Genomic DNA, 13,711 nt, shown 5'->3' on the forward strand with positions numbered 1-13,711 from the left:
GTCTTTCCCGATTCCGGCCAATCCTTGCCATGACTCGACGCATCCGTACCCGCTTTGCCCCCAGCCCCACCGGTTTCTTGCACATCGGCGGCGCGCGCACCGCGCTGTTCTCCTGGGCCTATGCCCGTCACCACGGCGGTGATTTCATCCTTCGCATCGAAGATACCGACGTGGCGCGCTCCACGCCCGAGGCGGTGCAGGCGATTCTCGACGGCATGAACTGGCTTGGCCTGGAGTGGGACGAGGGCCCGTTCTACCAGATGCAGCGGATGGATCGTTACAAGGCCGTGATCGCGCAGATGCTGGAGGTCGGTACTGCCTACCACTGCTACATGACACCCGAAGAGCTGGATGCGATTCGCGAAGCGCAGCGCGCACGGGGTGACAAGCCGCGCTACGACGGCCGCTGGCGTCCAGAGCCGGGCAAGGTGCTGCCGACGCCGCCAGAAGGCGTGAAGCCGGTGGTGCGTTTCAAGAACCCGACAAGCGGCAAGGTTGCATGGAACGACGTGGTGAAGGGGCTGATCGAGTTCGATAACGCAGAACTGGACGACCTGATCATCGCGCGCCCCGATGGCACGCCCACCTACAATTTCTGTGTCGTGGTTGATGACTGGGACATGGGCATCACCCATGTGATCCGCGGCGACGATCATGTGAACAACACGCCGCGCCAGATCAACATCCTCAGCGCGCTGGGCGCCGAATTGCCGCAGTACGGCCACCTGTCGATGATCCTCGGCTCGGACGGGCAGAAGCTCTCCAAGCGCCACGGCGCAGTCAGCGTGATGCAGTACGACGACGATGGTTATCTGGTTGAATCCGTCATCAACTACCTTGCACGACTGGGCTGGAGCCACGGCGACGACGAGGTGTTTTCGCGTGAGCAGTTCGTCGAGTGGTTTGATCTCGATCGCATCACGCCCTCGGCAGCGCAATTCAACTTTGAAAAGCTCGACTGGCTCAACGCGCACTACATCAAACAGGCCGAGCCCGCGGTGCTGGTGGCGGATGCGGCGCGGCGCCTGGCCAAGCGTGGCGTATCGATTGAGAACGGGCCGAGTCTTGAGGCGGTTGTCGCGCTCTACCGTGAGCGGGTGAGCACCCTGGTTCAACTGGCGGACTCGGTGGAGGCTTATTACATCGACATCCAGCCGTCGGAGGAGATGGCGAGCCAGCATCTCACCGATGCCGCCAAGGCTGCCCTGCGTTCCTTGCAGGCGCGATTTGCCGGCGCAGTCTGGGATAAAGCCACCTTGAGTGCCGCCATCAAGGAAACCTGCAACGAGCATGGCCTGAAGATGCCCCAGGTTGCGATACCGCTCCGTGTGGCGCTGCTTGGCGTGAGCCAGACGCCCGCAATTGATGCGGTACTCGAAGTGCTGGGGCGCGACTGCGTGATGGCACGGCTGGCGAAGCTCGGCTAAGGTGGCTTTGCGGCAAGCCAGCAGCGAAGGGGGCGCAGTTTTGCAGCCCCCTTTTTCATTTAGGGTGTCGCCAAAATAAAAAGCCGCGGGGGTTGCCCGCGGCTTCGTCTGGGTATGCCGTTTTGATACGGCGTTCGTCGGTTCCGGTTCCGTATGTTTTGTCAGGCAACTCATGATTGCCCGTGTGTGCATTCACGGCCTTGAGTGTGCGGACTTGAACGGTTGATGGGGGGACGAACCCCCTTTGCGATCCGCCTGGTGAAGCTTATCCACAGAATCTGTGGGGCAATCTGTGGATAAGCTGTGAATCGCGGGGTGCAGCGGGTGCGCAGCGTGCGGGTGCTTTGTTTGATGCACTTTGCAGCATTGTTTCAGTCGCGGTGCTCGATGCCGTCGACATAGAGCCAGCGGCCGTCGATGCGCTCGAAGCGGCTTGTTTCATGCAAACGCCCTGCGCGGCCGCCGACCTTGAAGCGTGCGATGAATTCGACGCGGGCCTCGTCGCCATTGCTGTGGTGGGCACACACCTCAAGCCCGATCCATTTTGGCTTGGGGGATTCATCCAGATCGAGTTCCGTCGGGCGCGTGGCTGGCGCCCAAGAGCTGAGCAGATAGTCGGCCAAGCCCAATGCGAAGGCGCTGTAGCGCGAACGCATCAAGGCTTCGGCGGTGGGCGCCGCTTCGCCACCATGCCAGCGGCCACAGCATTCTGCGTAGCTGCTGCCGCCACACGGGCAGGGGAGCTTCGCCTTGCGCATTTACTTGGTTGCGGCGAGGTAGCCGGTGATTTCCTCGCGATCGTGGTAGAGGTGCTTGAAGCGCAGGGTCCAGTCGCGGCCCGAGACCGACATGCGGCGGTAAATCAGGTTGCGCGCCTGTTCCAGTGCTTCATGGCGCTTTTTCATCGGCAGCTTGAGGTTGAACATCGTGCGACGGCAGCGCCCGGAGGCCACCCATTCGGCCACCAGTTGGGCGACGCGCGAGGGCTGCTCGACCATGTCGCAGACCATCCATTCCACCGGGCGCGGTGGCTTCCAGACAAAACCGTCGGCGCGGATGTGTTCAACCATGCCCGTCGCCCTAACGCTTTCGGCCATCGTGCCGTTATCAATGGCAGTGACCAACAAACCGCGATGCGCAAATTGCCAAGTCCAGCCCCCCGGCGCCGCACCCAGATCGACCGCCTTGAGCCCAGCCCTCAGGCTGGACTTGCGTTCGTCTTCGCTGAGCAGTCCGAAGAAAGCTTCGGCCAGTTTGAGCGTCGATCGGCTTGGCGCCTCGCGTGGCATGCGGAGTCGGGCAATGCCCATGGGCCACGGCGAGGCCTGCGAGGGATCCGAGGTGCCGATGAATACGCGCTTTGGACTGGTGAAGAAGAGGTGCAGGTTCGGTGCGTCGGGGCGATCGAAAAGGCGCTTGTTGTCGTGCAGGGCGCTCTCAAGGATCGGCATGAAGCGTTTGAAGAACGAGGAGAGCGTTTTGGCTTCGTTGGTGTCGGGCGTCTCTGCCCACACGCGGCCAAAGCGGCCATGCAGGCGGCCGATTGCCGCCATCAAGGGGGTCAGTCGGTCTTTTTCCGGCAGATCGTCAATAGTTTCGCGCACCCAGATGAGCTGGCGCGCAAACACGAGTTGGTCGTATGCAACCACGCGCTGCGCTTCTTCAAGCGGGGCGTCGAACTCATGCAGCACGAAACCGCAGTCCGGTGTGCTGTGCGATTGCCCGGCGACGCCGGATTTTGCGCATTTGGCCGCGAACTCTGCGGCGAGGTCTTTTTCAAAGCCTGGGCGGCAATAGGCGATGGCGCGACTAGTAAAGTCCATGGCGGGTCACAGGCTGAAGTGGACTGGGCATGTTACCCGATGCGGGCGGAATTGATTGAGGTGGGCAATTGAAGGAATTCGTGGCGACCTCGGAGCTGGAGCTCGGCATGTTCGTGGCGGAACTGGATCGACCCTGGCTGGAGACACCATTCCTGATCCAGGGCTTCATGATCGAGAACGATCAACAACTGGCGCAGTTGCGGGCCGTTTGCCGAATTGTCGCAATAGATCGAGATCTTTCCGAGGCAAGGCACCAACACCCGCTGCCCCGGCAAGTTGATGCGCCAGTGCGGCGCTCGCCAAGTGCCGAATTGCCGCCGATGCCATTGCCTCAGGCGCCGACCGACTTCTTTGAGCTCTTGCGCTTCTTGAAACAGCAAGAGTCGGACCCGGGGCAGCCGGCCGTCGATGGGGGGCCGGTCCTTGCCTGGCAAGCGGCACAGACGGCCTTGCCGCCCGATTTGCTGGCAGATGAGCCGCCCGCGAGTTGCAACAAGCCCGAGCAGACAGGGGTTTGGGCTTGGCTGCGAGCGCGCGCGCGCGACGCGCTTGGGCAAAACGGTGTCGAGGAAGCGTTCGTGGATGAGGGTGAGGTTCAGGAGGAGGCGCCTTACCCGATCCGGGTGCCGCTTGAGCAGGAGCTGGTTGCGGCGGCCCCGGTACACCGTGAGGCGGTCATCGCGGTCAAGGAAATCCTGCGCGACGTTGAAAGGCAGGTTCCGCCTGACCTTGGCCGTGCTCGCGAAGTGGTGGGCGACATGATGCGCAGCGTCGTGCGACATCCCGATGCCCTGCTTTGGCTGACTCGTCTGAAGCGAACGGATCGCTACACCTACGATCACGCGCTCGATTGCAGCACTTACATGATGGTTTTTGCGCGCCATCTTGGCCTGCCCGAGGAACGGATCGTGCTCCTGGGGATGGCGGGGCTGATGCTGGACATCGGCAAGCTGCGGCTGTCACAGCGTTTGCTCGCCAAGACGGGGGCGCTGACCCCGCTTGAGTACGAGCTGTTCAAGACTCATGTCGAGAGCGCGGTGCTGATCCTGCGAGCCGACGCGAATGCGGATCCCGAACTGATTCAGATCGTTGCGCGACATCACGAGCGCTTCGATGGCAGTGGCTATCCGGAGGGCATCCAGGGCGAGCAGATCGGGGTTTTCGGCGAAATGGCAGGCATTGTCGACAGCTTTTGCGCGATGACCCGCCATCGATCCTGGCGTCCGGCTGTGTCCGCCCAGCGAGCTCTTGAAACCCTGATCAGCCAACGCAACAAGCACTTCAGCGAGGTGCTGGTGGATCAGTATGTGCAATGCATCGGTATCTATCCGGCAGGCACACTGGTTGAACTTAATTCAGGCGAAGTTGCGGTGGTGGTGGCGCAGAACCGGGTGCGGCGGCTCCAGCCCCGGGTGATGATCCTGCTCGCACCCGATCACTCGGCCAATGCGAATCCCCATACGATTGATCTGCTGTTTGATCCACTGGTGCCAGGCGGGAATGAGCCGTATCGGATTGTTCGTTCCTTGCCCGAGCATGCGTTCGGAATCGACCCGGCGCAGTTCTATCTGGCCTGACCGCGATGCCGATGACGCCTCCTCCGATTCTGGCCGACGAGCGCATCGCTGAGGCGCTGCAAGCACAAGGTTTTGGCGAACGCGAGCGCAGTGCGTTGCGTGCGTTCTGGCAAAGCTCGGACGCGCACGCTTTGTCCGCGCGACTGAGAGAGCGCGTCGGTGCACTGCGTGTTGAATGTCTGGACTGCGGCTCCGGCGATGCGGCCGGCGGCTTCTTCGATACCACGCTTGGCGTAGTGGGGTGGGAGCTCACCGAGGATTGGCCCATCGCCATGCGCAGCCGCTGGCTTGTGCTGCGGGCCAAGGGGGCGCCGGCAAGCTTGCCGGCGCGGGTTGCGGCGGTGGTGCTCGACCTTCTGTATCAGGAACTGGCCAAGGGCCGGGCCAGTGTGTCGCGTCTGGATGTCGATCTTCTCCAGATTCTCAGTCGGCTGGGGCTGTTCGTGGTCGGGCTCCTGGCAGAGGCCTCCAGCGCCGCCGAGGCGCGCGCGCGCTGGCTATCCGAGCATACGGACGCGGCCTCGGGCTTACCCAACCGGGCTGCGCTCGACCAGTTGTTCAACGCACGTGAGCCCGCGGCCGGTGCGCACGCCATGCTGGCTGTGCTCCTTCAATGGACGGCCAGCGCTGTGATGCTCAACAGTGCTGAGCGCGACCAGGCCCGGCTTGCACTTGGGGCAGCGCTGGCGGGCTGTGCCCGATCGCAAGATGGCTTGTGCCGGGTGGGCGACGACGAATGGGTGTTGTGGGCGCCTGGCATTGGTGCCGACATGCGGGTGCGTCTTGCGGCGGCGGCGCTGCTTGAATCTGGTGCGCGGGCGCTTCGTGCCAGCGGTGTGGCTTCGCACGCAACGCTTTGCGTTGGGGTGGCGGTGTCGCCAGAGCAGGGGGATACCGCTGACGCCGTATTCAACGCTGCCCGTCGGGCCCGTGCGGCCGCGCTGAGGGACGGCCTGAACCTCCGCATCGCGGGTCCCGAACTGGAGCTCGAACGCGTTGATCGGGCGAGGCTTGAGCATGAATTCGTTGATGCGCTGCGCAACAACGTCTTCAGCCTGCATCTGCAGCCGATCGTGCACCTTGCCGACGGCGCCTGCCACGGCGCAGAGGCCTTGCTGCGCTGGCAGCGCGCGGATGGAACGATGGTGCCACCCCCTGTCGTGGTAGAGCTTGCCGAGCAGTTCGGGCAGATGGATCAGCTCAGCCGTTTTGTGGTGCAGCGGGCGTCGGCCATTCTGGCGGACCTGGCAGCGGCCGGCGTGCAGGCTGGACTGTCGGTCAACCTTGCCGGCAGCGACTTGCGCGACCCCGAACTGCCTCAGTTCGTGGCGCAGGCACTGATGACCTGGCGCGTGGCGCCACCCTTGCTGACGCTTGAGCTGACCGAGGGTTCAATGATCGCCGATGACGCGCAGACCATCGGCGTGATCCGCCGCCTTCGTGACGCGGGCCATGGCGTCGCGCTTGATGACTTCGGCACCGGGTACTCGTCGCTCGCCTGGTTGCGCCGGCTACCCGCTACACGCTTGAAAATCGACCGCATGTTCATCAGGAAGATGCCCGAAACTGCGCAAGATCATGCGATTGTCCGCTCGGTCATCCTGCTGGCGCAGGGGCTGGGGCTGAACGTCGTCGCCGAGGGCGTCGAGCGTGAAGAGCAACTGCGGCAGTTGCGCGAGCTGGGCTGCGATGCCGCGCAGGGCTACCTCTTCGCGCGCCCGATGCCGGTCGCCGAGTTTGTCAGCTGGTGGCACGCTTGGGGCCGCGAAGGGCGCGAGGCTTACTGGCGCCCGTCACCTGACCCTGCTTAGTTTGTCGGCGCTGAAGCGGCCTGCTTGGCTTTCGCGCCAGCTTTGCCGCTGGCCTTGTCCTCGGCCGCTTTGTCGCTTGAATCACCGCTGTTTTCATCATGATTCTTTGTGGTCGGCGACGAAGCATCGCTCTCTGCGCTCTCATCCGGCTTTGCGTCAGTGTCCTCTTCGCCGGTTTCGGAGGCAGGCTTTTTCTTTGGTTTGGGCAGGCTGGGCGGTACCGTGGGCTTGATGACTTCGAGTTTCTGCTCGGTCATGTAGTCGTTCATTTCCTTCCAGCCGGCAAACACCGCCGCCTTGGGCGCCTTCGGATTGAACTGGTAGCAGTCCTCCAGCGCACGTCCGGCGTGGCGGCAAGCGGCACCAACCGCCTTGCCTTCTGCTTCGACCGCACGCGTGTCATCAAGCCCGAGTTGTTCGCATGCGCTCAGCAGGCTCAGGCATAGCAGTGCGAGCGGGATAGCGGGGGTGTTTGGGCGTTGCATGGTGCGGCTCCGGGGCTAGGTGTTCCAGTAATGATTACGTCCCCCGATGACAGAACTTGATTGCCTTTCATCGGGTGGGTGCTTGCGTGTGTTGCGGCTTGCATATAATCGGCGCCTCTTCCTGCAGCAGCCATGAGTCGCTTACCCATGAACACACTTCGCCTGATTACGCCGATTGCTTTGTCGCTTTCGTTGATTGCCGCGCCCGCTTGGGCGCAGAAAGCCAAAGCGGCACCCGCACCGGCCGCCGATATCGAACTGCGCAGCCAGTTGTCCAAAGAGAAACAGGATGCGCTCAAAGCCCTGATTGAACGCTTCAACGAGGCCAACAAGGGCAGCCGGATCGTGTTGTCGGAGCAAGCCTGGAGCGACAGCGCCCCCGCTGCGATGCAGATCCTGGAAGGCGAGAGCGAAATGAACTTCCTCGCCGGCAAGAAGCGCTACAAGCCGATGGCGGCGGTGCTCAAAGACGCGGGCGTGAAGCCGGCCGTGCTTGAGCGGGCCGCGCCGGTGGTTGCGCCGGTGTCTTTCGACGCCAAGGCGGGTCTGCTGGCGCTGCCGGTTGGTCTTTCAACCCCGGTGTTCTTCGTCAATCAGGACATGCTGCGCAAGAGCGGTGTCGATGCCGGCATCCCGGTTCGCACCTGGGCCGATGTGCAGGAAGTCGCCGGCAAGCTCGCCGATGCGGGCGTTGCATGCCCGCTGGCTGTGGCGCGCCCGGCAACCGTGTTGCTTGAAAACGCAGCTGCGTGGCACAACGAAGCGGTTGTCAACGCCAAGGGTGAGCTGGCGGTGAACGGCCTCAACTATGTGCGGCACATTGCGCGCATGGCGTCCTGGCAGAAGTCGCGCTACCTCAACATTTTCGGTCATGGTGACGAGGCGGTTGGCAAGTTCGCCGCCGGCCAGTGCGGCATGTTGATTGCCGGGCAGTCGGCGATGCCGGCGGTTTCCAGCGGCGGCTTTGGCGTCGGCGTGAGCGCAATGCCTTACTACGCCGACGTTGCCGGCGCGCAGCAAAACACCCTGGCGGATGGTGCCAGCCTCTGGGTGACTGCGGGTCGTAGTGCGAACGAGTACAAGACGATCGCCAAGTTCGTCGCATTCTGGCTTGAGCCGACTCAGCAGATCGAGTGGATGCGCGCGACAGGCTATCTGCCGCTGAACCGCGCAGGCGCCTTCGCTGCGGGCAGTCAGTCGCTCGGATCCGAACTCGGCCATGTCAAGGTCGCGATCGATCAATTGATCGCCAAGCCGGCAACGGCTAACTCGCGTGCCACTACGCTGGGTCGTGATCCGCGCACGCTCAAGGTCTTGAACGACGAGCTCGACGCCGTCTGGAACCAGGGCAAGGCAGCCAAGCTTGCGCTGGACGAGGCAGTCGCCAAGGTTCGCGCACTCGGTCTGCGCTGATCCAGCATGGGCCAGTGGTCGCTGCCGCGGATTGTTGCCCACCGTTGTGGCGGCACGCTGGCCCCTGAAAACACCCTGATCGGGCTCGAGTTCGCAGTCGCCCACGGCTGCTACGGGGTCGAGTTCGATGTAATGCTCTCCGGCAGTGGAACGCCGGTGCTCATCCACGACGAAACCCTTGAACGCACTACCAGCGGATTCGGGGCGGTTTCCGATACGCCGGACGAGACCTTGTTGCGGCTTGATGCCGGTAGCTGGCGTTCGGAGCGGTTCGCGGGCGAACGCATTCCCTTGTTCGCCGATGCCATCCGGCGCTGCCGTGCACTGGGGATTGCGGCGAACGTGGAAATCAAGCCGGCAAGCGGTTTTGATCATGCCACCGGGCGGGCCGCAGCGCTTGCTGCGGCACTCGGGTGGGCGGGCGATGATCGCTTGCCGCTGCTTTCGTCGTTCAGTGGCGAGGCGCTTGCCGCCGCGGCTGAGGCCGCCCCCGACTTGCCGCGTGCGCTGCTGTTTGAAGCCATCCCGCCTGATTGGCGCGCGCGACTCGAAGTGCTTGGCGCGATTGGCCTCGTTTGCGATGGCCGCTTGCTGGATGCGCAAACCGCCAGCGCGGTGAAGCGGGCGGGCTATCGTCTAGCGACCTACACCGAGAACGATCTGGCACATGCGCAGTTGCTGCAAAGCTACGGCGTGGATTCGATCATCACCGACCGACCGGACTTGCTCGCCCCCTTGCGCTGAGCGGTCTATCGGCCCGGTGCAGTCCTGCGTTTGCGGTGTACCGCCCGCAAGTACGCAAATCCCACACGGCCGTTGCGGCCGTCTGACGCGATAATCCAGCCTCTTTGCTTTTTTACGGTTTCTGCCTGAAATGCCGGACTTCCGAGAGCTTTCCGCATTGGTGCGATCGCGCCTGCCAATCATCGCGATCGATACGGTTGAAGAAAACAAGGCGCTGGTGCTGCTGCAGCGGCTCGCCGACGAACTGGGTCAGCCCTTGTTCCGTTGGAGTGCGGCAGACGGACTGGCGCAGCTTAACTTTCGCTACGGTTCGTCCGATCTGCGTGACCAGGGTTTCGTTGACGGTCATCGCAGCCAGCACAGTTCGCCCCCCAGTAACCGCGATCCACAAGCGATCGCAGAGACCCAGGTCTTCCAGGCGGCCTTGCAGCACATCGAAAAGCGCGGCAAGGCGGGCATCTATGTCTTGCTTGATCCGCACCCCTTTTTCGGAGAGGCGGTTTCGATTCGCCTGCTGCGCGAAATCGCGCTTGATCACGCGGTGGCTGGCCGCACCCTGGTGCTGATTGCGCCGGGCTTGAGTTTGCCGCCGGAGCTTGCCCGCCACTCGGCGAACATGCGTTTGCGCATTCCTGACCTGACGCGGGTGCGCGAAATGCTCAAGGAGGAAATGCAAGGCTGGGCTGCGAAGCAGGGGCAGCCGGTGCGCGGCGACCAAGCCAGCGCCAACCTGCTCGTTCAGCAATTGGTCGGGCTTTGTGAAGACGATGTCCGGCGTCTTGTTCGGGGTGCCGTGCAAGATGACGGCGCTCTCACGCGTGAAGACGTCGAGCGCATCGTGCGCATCAAGCAGGATCTGCATGGCAGCGGCGGGCTGGACGTTCAGTTGCCGCAAGAAGGGCTGGAGCAGCTTGCGGGTATGCGGCGCCTCAAGCGTTGGCTGGGCCACCGCAGGCCGGTGTTTACCGGTGAGGTGTCGGCGCCGGACCTGCCCGTCCCGCGCGGCATGCTTTTGCTGGGCGTTCAGGGCGCAGGCAAGAGCGCCGCTGCGAAGGCGGTGGCCGCCTCATGGCGTGTTCCGCTGGCGCGGCTCGATATCGGTAGCCTGTTCGACAAGTTTCAGGGCGAAACCGAGCGAAAACTGCGCGAGGCCCTGCAGGCCGCCGAAGCGCTGGCGCCGGCCGTGCTGTGGGTTGATGAGATCGAGAAGGCGCTAGCGAGCAATGGCAGTGATTCCGATGGCGGGCTGTCGCGGCGGATCCTTGGTTACCTGCTGACCTGGATGGCCGAGCGCAAGTCGCGCGTGTTCATTGTTGCGACGGCCAACCGTGCGGAAGATCTGCCGCCCGAACTGATCCGCAAGGGGCGTTTCGACGAGATCTTCTTTGTCGATCTGCCTAGCGAGGAAGTGCGCACCGAAATCCTGCGCCTGCACCTGGTGCGGCGAGGATTTGCGGCTGAGCAGTTCGATCTGGATGCCCTTACCGCGGCCTCTGCGGGATTTTCGGGTGCGGAAATCGAGCAGGCCATCGTGGCGGCACGATACGAGGGGCTGGCTAGCGGCGAAGGCCTCGATAGCGTCACGCTGCTGGGCGAAATCTCATCCACCCGGCCGCTTTCGGTGGTGATGGCCGAGAAAGTCACCGCCTTGCGTGCCTGGGCGATGGAGCGCTGCGTCAGCGTGGACTGAGAGCGCCTGTGGCTCCGGGGCAAATTCAGGCTTTCAGTTACAATCGACTGTTTCTATTCACATATTCGCGCGTTTGCGCGCGAGCAAAGCACGGAACGCCATGAAAAGCGCAGAGATCCGCCGCCAGTTCCTTGAGTTTTTCGCCTCCAAGGGCCACCAGATCGTTTCATCCAGCTCGCTGGTGCCGGGCGACGACCCGACCCTGCTGTTCACCAACGCCGGGATGAACCAGTTCAAGGACGTCTTCCTTGGATTCGACAAGCGGCCCTATACCCGCGCCACCACCTCGCAAAAGTGCGTGCGTGCCGGCGGCAAGCACAACGACCTTGAGAACGTTGGCTACACCGCGCGCCACCACACCTTCTTCGAGATGCTGGGTAACTTCAGTTTCGGCGATTACTTCAAGCGCGACGCAATCAAGTACGCGTGGGAACTGCTGACCGAGGTCTACAAGCTGCCGACCGAGAAGTTGTGGGTCACTGTTTACGCGGAAGACGACGAGGCTTACGAGATCTGGAACAAGGAAGTCGGCGTGCCGGCCGAACGTATCGTGCGGATCGGCGACAACAAGGGCGCGCGCTACGCCTCTGACAACTTCTGGATGATGGGTGACACCGGCCCGTGTGGCCCCTGCACCGAGATCTTCTACGACCACGGCGAGCAGATCTGGGGGGGCCCGCCGGGAAGCCCGGACGAAGACGGCGACCGCTACATCGAGATCTGGAACAACGTGTTCATGCAGTTCAACCGCGACGAGGCGGGCGTGATGCATCCGCTGCCCAAGCCCAGCGTGGATACCGGCATGGGCCTCGAACGCATCTCGGCGGTGCTGCAGCATGTGCACGCCAACTACGAGATTGACCTGTTCCAGAGCCTGATCAAGGCCGCCGCGCGTGAAACCCGCAGCAGCGACATGGACAGCCCCTCGCTCAAGGTGCTGGCCGACCACATCCGCGCCTGCTCCTTCCTGATCGCCGATGGCGTGATCCCGGGTAACGCGGGCCGCGGCTATGTGCTGCGCCGGATCATCCGCCGCGCTATCCGTCATGGTTACAAGCTTGGTGCGCGCGCGGCCTTCTTCCACAAGATGGTGCCGGACCTCGTAGCCGAAATGGGCGAGGCCTACCCGGAGCTGGTGAAGGAACAAGCCAAGGTCACCGCGATCCTGAAGGAAGAAGAAGACAGCTTCTTCCGCACGATCCAGAACGGCATGGAAATCCTCGACGCCACGCTGGCGGTGATGGAGACGAATGGTCGCAAAGAGCTGGACGGCGAAATCGCCTTCAAGCTGCACGACACCTACGGCTTCCCGCTCGATCTGACGGCTGACATCTGCCGCGAGCGCAGTTACACCGTCGACGCCGCCGGCTTCGACGCCGCGATGGCGCGCCAGCGCGAGCAGGCGCGTGCCGCCGGCAAGTTCAAGATGGCTGCGGCGCTTGAATACAGCGGCAGCGCGACCACCTTCCACGGTTACGACAAGCTGAACGTAGAAGGCGCGCGTGTCACGGCAGTGTACGTCGACGGCGCACCGGTCGATGTGGCGGTGGCCGGGCAGGATGCTGTCATCGTGCTCGACAACACGCCGTTCTACGCCGAATCGGGCGGTCAGGTTGGCGACGCTGGCGTGCTGCAAAACGGTACGACGCGCGTCGTGATTGAAGACACGCAGAAGATCCAGGCCGACGTGTTCGGTCACCACGGCCAGGTGGTCGAGGGCTCCGTGCGCGTCGGCGATCTGCTGAATGCCAAGGTCGACGGCGAGTCGCGCGCCCGCATCATGCGCAATCACTCGGCGACCCACCTGATGCACAAGGCATTGCGTGAAGTGCTGGGTGAGCATGTGCAGCAGAAGGGCTCCCAGGTCGACGCCGAGAAGACCCGCTTCGACTTTGCGCACAACGGCCCGATGACCGACGACGAGATCCGCAAGGTCGAGGCGATCGTCAATCGCGAGATCCTCGCCAACGCCGCTACCCAGGCCCGTGTGTTGCCGATCGCCGAAGCGCAGAAGACCGGCGCGATGATGCTGTTCGGCGAGAAGTACGGCGACGAGGTGCGTGTGCTTGACATCGGTTCCTCGCGCGAACTCTGCGGCGGCACCCATGTTGCCCGCACCGGCGACATCGGCTTGTTCAAGATCGTCGCCCAGGGCGGCGTGGCGGCGGGTATCCGCCGAGTCGAAGCGACAACGGGCGAGTCGGCCTTCGCGATCGTTCAGCAGCAGGACGCGCTGATCGGTGAGCTGGCCGCAACGCTCAAGGTGCCGGCTTCGGATACCGTGGCGCGGGTTGCGCAGTTGCAGGATCAGCTCAAGGCCGCCGAGAAGGAACTGGCGAAGCTCAAGAGCGAGATGGTCGTGATGCAGCTCGAAGAGCTGGTCGCTGCCGGCGTGCGTACCGTCAAGGGCGTCAAGGTCGTGGCTTTGCGGCTTGAGAACATTGACGCGGCCACCTTGCGCGACGTGGCGGACAAAGCGCGTGATCGCCTGGGCGAAGGTGTCGTGGTGGCGGCCGCCGTGACCGACGGCAAGGTGTCGTTGGTCGCAATGGTCACCAAGTCGCTCACCGACAGGCTCAAGGCGGGCGAGATCGTCGGCGTTGCCGCGCAGGTCGTGGGCGGCAAGGGCGGTGGCCGGCCGGACATGGCGCAGGCTGGCGGTACGCAACCGGAGAAGCTGCCGGAAGCCTTCGAGACTGTCTTGCAGTTGCTAGATTCGAAACTCTGATCCAGCTTCAATT

10 protein-coding genes are annotated in these 13,711 nt (G+C 63.3%); 7 read left to right on the forward strand and 3 right to left on the reverse strand.

All coding sequences use genetic code 11. From position 1 onward, the window contains the following. Positions 1-29 precede the first annotated feature (29 nt). On the forward strand, positions 30-1,427 hold the full coding sequence (gltX, locus tag OPU71_RS04025) for a glutamate--tRNA ligase (protein WP_267725154.1): 1,398 nt from the start codon (positions 30-32) through the stop codon (positions 1,425-1,427). 371 nt (positions 1,428-1,798) lie between these two features. Here gltX and OPU71_RS04030 read toward each other — a convergent pair whose 3' ends face one another. Continuing rightward, the gene (locus OPU71_RS04030) at positions 1,799-2,185 is read right to left on the reverse strand and encodes a YchJ family protein (protein WP_267725157.1); all 387 of its coding nucleotides are present in this window, start codon (positions 2,183-2,185) and stop codon (positions 1,799-1,801) included. After that, complete coding sequence (rlmM, locus tag OPU71_RS04035; RefSeq protein ID WP_267725160.1) at positions 2,186-3,250, reverse strand: 23S rRNA (cytidine(2498)-2'-O)-methyltransferase RlmM; 1,065 nt, start codon at positions 3,248-3,250, stop codon at positions 2,186-2,188. Between the two features lie 80 nt (positions 3,251-3,330). Between rlmM and OPU71_RS04040 the strand changes: the two genes are divergently transcribed. Together OPU71_RS04040 and OPU71_RS04045 are read left to right on the forward strand one after the other, a co-directional pair. Then, positions 3,331-4,827 (forward strand): HD-GYP domain-containing protein, encoded by a 1,497-nt coding sequence (locus OPU71_RS04040; protein ID WP_267725162.1) that lies wholly within the window; start codon positions 3,331-3,333, stop codon positions 4,825-4,827. Between the two features lie 11 nt (positions 4,828-4,838). Then, on the forward strand, positions 4,839-6,638 hold the full coding sequence (locus OPU71_RS04045; protein ID WP_267725164.1) for a putative bifunctional diguanylate cyclase/phosphodiesterase: 1,800 nt from the start codon (positions 4,839-4,841) through the stop codon (positions 6,636-6,638). Here the strand turns inward: OPU71_RS04045 and OPU71_RS04050 are convergent. Next, a complete protein-coding gene (locus tag OPU71_RS04050; RefSeq protein WP_267725166.1) occupies positions 6,635-7,123 on the reverse strand; it encodes a hypothetical protein in 489 nt (162 codons plus the stop codon). The two genes, OPU71_RS04045 and OPU71_RS04050, sit on opposite strands and share 4 nt — an antisense overlap. Before the next feature lie 147 nt (positions 7,124-7,270). Here OPU71_RS04050 and OPU71_RS04055 point away from each other — a divergent pair, with 147 nt between their 5' ends. The 4 genes from OPU71_RS04055 (at position 7,271) to alaS (ending at position 13,698) form a co-directional block, all read left to right on the forward strand. Then, complete coding sequence (locus OPU71_RS04055; protein ID WP_267725169.1) at positions 7,271-8,536, forward strand: extracellular solute-binding protein; 1,266 nt, start codon at positions 7,271-7,273, stop codon at positions 8,534-8,536. Positions 8,537-8,542: 6 nt separating this feature from the next. Then, the gene (gene ugpQ / locus OPU71_RS04060; protein ID WP_267725171.1) at positions 8,543-9,280 is read left to right on the forward strand and encodes a glycerophosphodiester phosphodiesterase; all 738 of its coding nucleotides are present in this window, start codon (positions 8,543-8,545) and stop codon (positions 9,278-9,280) included. Between the two features lie 130 nt (positions 9,281-9,410). Beyond that, positions 9,411-10,970: an AAA family ATPase gene (locus OPU71_RS04065; RefSeq protein WP_267725173.1), complete on the forward strand. Its 1,560-nt coding sequence runs from the start codon at positions 9,411-9,413 to the stop codon at positions 10,968-10,970. 100 nt (positions 10,971-11,070) lie between these two features. Next, a complete protein-coding gene (gene alaS, locus OPU71_RS04070) occupies positions 11,071-13,698 on the forward strand; it encodes an alanine--tRNA ligase (RefSeq protein ID WP_267725175.1) in 2,628 nt (875 codons plus the stop codon). The last annotated feature ends 13 nt before the right edge of the window (positions 13,699-13,711 follow it).

The organism is Niveibacterium sp. 24ML (genome assembly GCF_026586805.1).
Taxonomy (GTDB): domain Bacteria; phylum Pseudomonadota; class Gammaproteobacteria; order Burkholderiales; family Rhodocyclaceae; genus Niveibacterium.

Coding starts and splice junctions, on each gene's coding strand:
- gltX (WP_267725154.1), top strand. CDS start 30: ATGACTCGACGCATCCGTACCCGCTTTGCCCCCAGCCCCACCGGTTTC.
- OPU71_RS04030 (WP_267725157.1), bottom strand. CDS start 2,185: ATGCGCAAGGCGAAGCTCCCCTGCCCGTGTGGCGGCAGCAGCTACGCA.
- rlmM (WP_267725160.1), bottom strand. CDS start 3,250: ATGGACTTTACTAGTCGCGCCATCGCCTATTGCCGCCCAGGCTTTGAA.
- OPU71_RS04045 (WP_267725164.1), top strand. CDS start 4,839: ATGACGCCTCCTCCGATTCTGGCCGACGAGCGCATCGCTGAGGCGCTG.
- OPU71_RS04050 (WP_267725166.1), bottom strand. CDS start 7,123: ATGCAACGCCCAAACACCCCCGCTATCCCGCTCGCACTGCTATGCCTG.
- OPU71_RS04055 (WP_267725169.1), top strand. CDS start 7,271: ATGAACACACTTCGCCTGATTACGCCGATTGCTTTGTCGCTTTCGTTG.
- ugpQ (WP_267725171.1), top strand. CDS start 8,543: ATGGGCCAGTGGTCGCTGCCGCGGATTGTTGCCCACCGTTGTGGCGGC.
- OPU71_RS04065 (WP_267725173.1), top strand. CDS start 9,411: ATGCCGGACTTCCGAGAGCTTTCCGCATTGGTGCGATCGCGCCTGCCA.
- alaS (WP_267725175.1), top strand. CDS start 11,071: ATGAAAAGCGCAGAGATCCGCCGCCAGTTCCTTGAGTTTTTCGCCTCC.